Annotated in this window: 5 protein-coding genes; 2 read left to right on the top strand and 3 right to left on the bottom strand. The window is 44.1% G+C overall.

Annotation, left to right across the window (positions count from 1 at the left end):
* Positions 1-38: 38 nt before the first annotated feature.
* The gene (locus tag L0G63_RS13230) at positions 39-320 is read left to right on the top strand and encodes a transposase (RefSeq protein ID WP_301451072.1); all 282 of its coding nucleotides are present in this window, start codon (positions 39-41) and stop codon (positions 318-320) included.
* Here L0G63_RS13230 and L0G63_RS13225 read toward each other — a convergent pair.
* From L0G63_RS13225 to serS, 3 genes are all read right to left on the bottom strand, one after another.
* A complete protein-coding gene (locus L0G63_RS13225; RefSeq protein ID WP_301451071.1) occupies positions 312-1,217 on the bottom strand; it encodes a hypothetical protein in 906 nt (301 codons plus the stop codon). The two genes, L0G63_RS13230 and L0G63_RS13225, sit on opposite strands and share 9 nt — an antisense overlap.
* An 82-nt stretch (positions 1,218-1,299) precedes the next feature.
* Positions 1,300-3,297 (bottom strand): transketolase, encoded by a 1,998-nt coding sequence (gene tkt / locus L0G63_RS13220; protein ID WP_301451070.1) that lies wholly within the window; start codon positions 3,295-3,297, stop codon positions 1,300-1,302.
* Between the two features lie 281 nt (positions 3,298-3,578).
* On the bottom strand, positions 3,579-4,865 hold the full coding sequence (serS, locus tag L0G63_RS13215) for a serine--tRNA ligase (protein WP_301451069.1): 1,287 nt from the start codon (positions 4,863-4,865) through the stop codon (positions 3,579-3,581).
* Between the two features lie 500 nt (positions 4,866-5,365).
* Here serS and L0G63_RS13210 point away from each other — a divergent pair, with 500 nt between their 5' ends.
* Complete coding sequence (locus L0G63_RS13210; RefSeq protein WP_301451068.1) at positions 5,366-6,025, top strand: YcxB family protein; 660 nt, start codon at positions 5,366-5,368, stop codon at positions 6,023-6,025.
* The last annotated feature ends 190 nt before the right edge of the window (positions 6,026-6,215 follow it).

The following is a 6,215-nucleotide window of genomic DNA, read 5'->3' as shown; positions in this document are numbered from 1 at the left end:
TATCAGCAAGCATTTAATCTAAACGGCAGTTACACAGAATTCGGGATGGTCTCGAGGGCTTAACCGTGTTCTTTGGTTATCCTAAAGACATCAGAAAAGCCATTTATACGACCAATGCTATTGAATCATTAAATAGCGTGATTCGTACAGCTGTGAATAAGCGTAAGATATTTCCATCAGACAAGGCGGCGTTTAAGGTTGTCTATCTAGCAACTCAGCAGGCTTCTAAAAAGTGGTCGATGCCCATCCGTAACTGGACGTCTGCTCTTAATCGTTTTATGATTATGTTCGATGAGCGCGTTAGTAAGCATTTAATCTAAATTGCAGTTACACAGAATTCGGGATGGGCTCAATAACTCTTTCGCAGCTGGTACCGATACTGGTATTTCATCATTATATTGCTGATAATGTTGTTTATAGCTTTCAGCACTTGAAAGATCTACTTCTCCATCTACGTTGAATTTCCATTCTTTTTCTGTCTCGTAGTTTCTAACAAAGTCTGTTCGCCAGCGCGAATTATGTCCCCAGCCATGAGATAAGTCATGACATAATCGGTTATCTCTATGATTGGTGAAATACATATCACTTTTTTCAGCCAAGCTTTTATCTACGCATGGATGATTGTAGATAATTACTCCACCCCTCGAAAACTGTAATGCACCAAACATAATAGTCGGATACAGCTGCTCTTTGATAATTATTTGCTCATGCTCACCTACTCTTACTACGTCATCAACATAATATATTTCATGGTAAAAAGGATGATAGTAAGGTTGGTCTATAGATGACACTTGCATCCCTATCTCTGTAAAAAAAGAACGATATTCAGCTACTGTTAATTCCCCTCGATTCAATAACCACAATAGATGATCATTACAAACGCTGAGAGCAAAAAGACTCCATAGTTTAGATGTCAGCCTTTCATGGATGTCAACCTCGTTACATTCTTCTATACGCTCTTTTACGAAAGTAAAGTTTAGCTTATTATTCTTAATACTTAATTTAGTAAATACTGATTTGAGTAGACCATCTTCTGTATTCTTTATAGGCTCTTCTATATCTGTAGATATTACTTTAGTTAAATTAGCATCATAATTTTTTAAAGCCTCGCAGTCTTTTAGTATGCGTCTAATATCCTCAATATGTGCAGCTAAGACTTCTTGATAAACATCTTTCCCTTCATAATTTGCTAAGTCGAGATATAGAGCCACACTCATAATTTTACCCAAAAAAAAGATAGACTGAACGCATTCAGTCTATCTTATATGTGCTGTCTTACAAACGGTTTTTAGTTCAAAATTACACCAAACTATTTACCGCATCAACCACCGCGTCAGTTGTAATACCAAACTCTTTATACAAATCACTGGCAGGAGCAGACTCGCCATAAGTGGTCATGCCGATGACTTTGCCGTCCAGACCAACGAACTTATACCAGTAATCTACATGCGCCGCTTCTACTGCGACGCGAGCACGGATATTAGCAGGCAGTACCGCTTCGCGATAGTTAGCCTCTTGCTCAACGAAGATCTCAGCACATGGCATAGACACCACACGTACGCCAACACCATTTGCGCTTAGTGTTTCATACGCTTCCATCGCTAGGCCAACTTCTGAACCGGTTGCGATGATGATGGCTTGTAGCTCGCCTTGTTCTTTTGCCAGTACATAACCACCTTTGGTGATGTTCGCGACTTGCTCGCTGTCACGTGCTTGATGTGGCAAGCCTTGACGGCTAAAGATCAATGCTGATGGATTGCTTTCTGATTTGATTGCTTCTACCCAAGCACTAGCAGATTCGGTAGCATCACAAGGACGCCATGTACGTAGGTTTGGCGTGGCACGTAGGCTCGTCAATTGCTCAACTGGCTGATGTGTTGGGCCGTCTTCACCCAGACCGATAGAGTCATGCGTATAGACATGGATGACGCGCTGCTTCATCAGTGCGCCCATGCGTACCGCATTACGTGCGTATTCCATAAACATCAGGAACGTCGCTACGTAAGGGATAAAGCCGCCATGCAATGCAATACCATTGGCAATCGCGGTCATACCGAACTCGCGCACACCATAATAGATATAGTTGCCATCAGCGTCTTTCTCGATGCCTTTAGCGCCTTTGAATAGCGTGAGGTTTGAGCCCGCTAAATCTGCTGAGCCGCCAAGTAGTTCTGGTAATAATGGCTGCAAGCTATTGATTGCATTTTGGCTGGCTTTACGACTAGCGACATCGCCACCCGCTTCTTGCGTTTGCTGAATATACGCTTGCGCTTGGCTAGCAAAGTCAGCAGGCAATTCACCATTTAGACGGCGTGATAGTTCTGCTGCAAGCTCTGGATAGGCTTTTTCATAAGCAGCAAAATCGGCCTCCCAATTCTTCTGCTGTACGTCGCCTTTGGCTTTGGCATCCCACGCTTCATAGATTTCATCATCTAATTCAAACGGAGCATGCTTCCAAGACAATGCATCACGGGTCAAGGCGATTTCGTCGTCACCAAGTGGTGCACCATGACTGGCTGCTAGGCCTTGCTTATTCGGGCTACCAGCACCGATAGTTGTTTTACAAATGATGAGACTTGGCTTAGCAGTCTCTGCAAGCGCTTGTTCAGTTGCTTGCGTAATCGCATCAGCATCATGACCGTCGACCTTGATAACTTGCCAGCCGTACGACTCAAAACGCGCTTGCGTATCATCTGTAAACCAGCCTTCTACGTTACCATCGATTGAGATACCATTGTCATCATAAAAGAAGACTAGCTTACCAAGACCTAACGTGCCAGCCAGTGAACACACTTCATGACTGATACCTTCCATCAAGCAACCATCGCCTAAGAATGCATAGGTGTTATGGTCAACGACGTTATGACCTTCGCGGTTGAACTGCGCGGCTAAGGTTTTTTCAGCGATAGCAAAACCAACGGCATTGGCAATACCTTGACCTAGTGGACCAGTCGTCGTCTCCACACCTGGTGTATAGCCAAGCTCAGGGTGACCTGGGGTTTTTGAATGCAACTGGCGGAAGCCTTTTAGATCATCAACGCTGACATCATAACCTGATAAATGTAGTAATGAATAAATAAGCATTGAGCCATGACCATTCGATAATACAAAACGGTCGCGGTTGTGCCACTGTGGATCGGTTGGGTTGTGCTTCAAAAATTTGCGCCACAAAACTTCGGCAATATCAGCCATACCCATTGGCGCGCCTGGATGTCCAGAGTTGGCTTTTTGAACCGCATCAAACGACAGTACACGGATGGCATTGGCTAGTTTACGTTCGCTAATTGGAGCTGGCATAGAGTGTCCTAGTATTGGGCTAAGAGGAGAGTTTACTCAAAGGAGTATAAGCATAAGGACGCCAAATGCGCCCCTAAGTTATAGACTATAAAATTAAAGTGTAATATTAACATATTTGCTATAAGGCTAGCCAAAAATGCGGTGACAATACCGTTTCTATTTAGCAATGACTTACATCAGTTTTGTTAAACGATAGACAGTTATAGATTTTAATTTAAGTTATCAGTAACAAGCTGCAAGTGACCTAAGTGACAAGCAGCTCATTACTTATAGTCCATTTATTAAACTGAAATAGTCTCAGCACCGCCCATAAATGGACGCAATACTTCTGGAATCGTAATGCTACCATCAGCGTTTTGATGATTTTCCATCACTGCTAGTAGCGTACGACCAACCGCCAATCCTGAACCGTTCAAAGTATGAGCTAAGCTGGTTTGCTTGCCATCTTTGACACGCGTACCCATACGGCGCGCTTGGAAATCGCCACAGTTAGAGCAGCTAGAGATTTCGCGGTAGGTATCTTGGCTTGGTAGCCATACTTCGATGTCATAGGTCTTTTGTGCGGCAAAACCCATATCGCCAGTACATAGCTGTACCGTGCGGTATGGCAACTCAAGCTGCTGCAAGATATATTCGGCCTGCCCTGTCATTGCCTCTAGCAAGTCATCAGACTGATCGCTGGTGCCAACATTGACCATTTCCACTTTTTCAAACTGATGCTGGCGGATCAGACCACGTGTATCACGACCGTGCGAGCCCGCTTCACTACGGAAACATGGCGTATGCGCGGTGAATTTTAGCGGTAGCTCTTTGATATCCAAACGCTCTCCGCGTACCAAGTTGGTCATTGGCACTTCTGCTGTTGGAATCAGATAAAAATCCATCTCATCGTTATTCGTGTGATTGCTTAGCTTAAACAAATCCTCTTCAAACTTAGGCAACTGACCCGTCCCTTTTAGACTATCGCTATTGACAATATAAGGCACATAGGTCTCAAGATAGCCGTATTTCATGGTATGGGTGTTGAGCATAAACTGGATCAGTGCACGATGCAGCTGCGCCAATTGGCCTTTTAGCACGTTAAAACGGCTGCCTGTCAGTTTGGTTGCGGCCTCAAAGTCGAGCATGCCAAGCGTCTCACCGATATGCGTGTGATCTTGAATCTCAAAATCAAACTCACGCGGCGTGCCCCATTTACGCACTTCTACGTTATCGTCTTCTGACATACCGACTGGTACATCTGCCGCTGGAATATTTGGGATCTGTAGCGCCGCTTGAGTGATGCGCTCTTGCAGAGTACGTAGCTCGTCTTCAGCAGCTTTGATCTCACCGCTGACACTTTGCATCTCAGCCAATAGCTCACTGGCATCTTCGCCTGATTTTTTTAGGGCACCGACTTGCTTAGCCCCAGCATTACGGCGCGATTGCAACTCCTCGGTTTTGACTTGTAGAGACTTGCGCTCGGATTCAATCGACTGCCAAAACTCCATATCAAGCGTGTAGCCACGAGTGGCCAGCTGCTGTTGTAAATCGCTCAAATCGCCGCGTAAGAGTTTTGGATCTATCATAATCGTTGCCTGTCACACTAAAAGTGAATAAGAAGTTAAAACATTATTAGTATAATTATTGGTCAGCTGATACTTATGACCAAGCTTGATAACTCAATAACTATCTTGCCATACAGCCATATTTTTTATCACAATATATGACTGCAGCTATCATACCAAGACCCAGTAGATTTGGCCATGTTTTGACGGCTTTTGGCGAAGTTTTAATCACAAGATTTTGGCGGCTGCGCTTGTACTGCGCCTTTTGTTAATGATAGTCACTGACACCTACCTAAAACGCTGACCTAAGAGGTGGCCTTCGTCAATACAACGCCCGTACCTTATGAAAACCATTAATATCACCTCTATCCGCCATGAGCCTTGCTTATATGTTTCATTTAGGAGTACTTTTCGGTAAGATAAGCGCATACCTTTATTTACCTACAGCCAAGTAGTACATCATGACTTGGCTTTGGCGATGTAAACCCAACACTTTTAACACAAGCATCTGAGAAACCTTTATGGCCCTGTATCCTTACACGCTCCAACCTGTCGCCTTAAACCTAACTGAAGCTGAATTCCTTCAAGCCCAATATGAACTGTTTGCCAGTGCCAGCCCCTCTTTTGGTCTGTCAAGCTTTAAGACCAAAGAATGGGTCATTATGGCTGTGGTTGTGGTACTCGCTATTGCAGGACTGATCTTTGTAACAGGCTACTCAACCATCATTTTTTGGTTGATGCTCGTTGGTGTGGTGATTTATCTATTGGCGCGTACTTTAGGCTTTAGATGGTATGTAAAAAGAGAGTTTGAAAAACAAATTGCTGATCAAGAGATGCCAGATGAAATGCGTCAAATGAAGCTAGGTGTACAAAAACATGGTCTGGTCATGGCAATGCCAAGCAACCATCCTGAGATGATGAAAAACTCGCAAATGCGCGGTATGCAAATGCGTGCAGGTGCGACCCAGCAAGCCGTCATTCCTTGGACTGCAATCAAGAGCTGGGACGAGACTGACGACTATATTTTTATGATGTTTGAGATGAAAGGCCAGCAAGGTAGCCAAATCATTCCAAAACGCATCAAGGCGCAAAAGTTCCCTATCGCCACTGTGCGTAAACATTTACAAGAAGTCATTCCTGAGCCAGGTCTCAAGCCTGAGCAAGTCCAAGCGCCAAAATAGGTAGCAGCAGGCGGGCAAGTAGGCCCAGTAAATCAAGCTTAAGGCGACACTGTATAACCATCATGGGTGTTCAAATATACCCATGATGGTGTATCAAAATATAGTGCTAAGATTATTTTCTATTAATATACATTAATTAGGGCGTGTTGAACATTCGACCATGGCACTGACAGCGACTATTTTTTAGGCG

This window comes from Psychrobacter sp., from assembly GCF_030454045.1.
Taxonomy (GTDB): Bacteria; Pseudomonadota; Gammaproteobacteria; order Pseudomonadales; family Moraxellaceae; genus Psychrobacter.
This window is presented reverse-complemented; position numbering and strand designations above follow the sequence as displayed.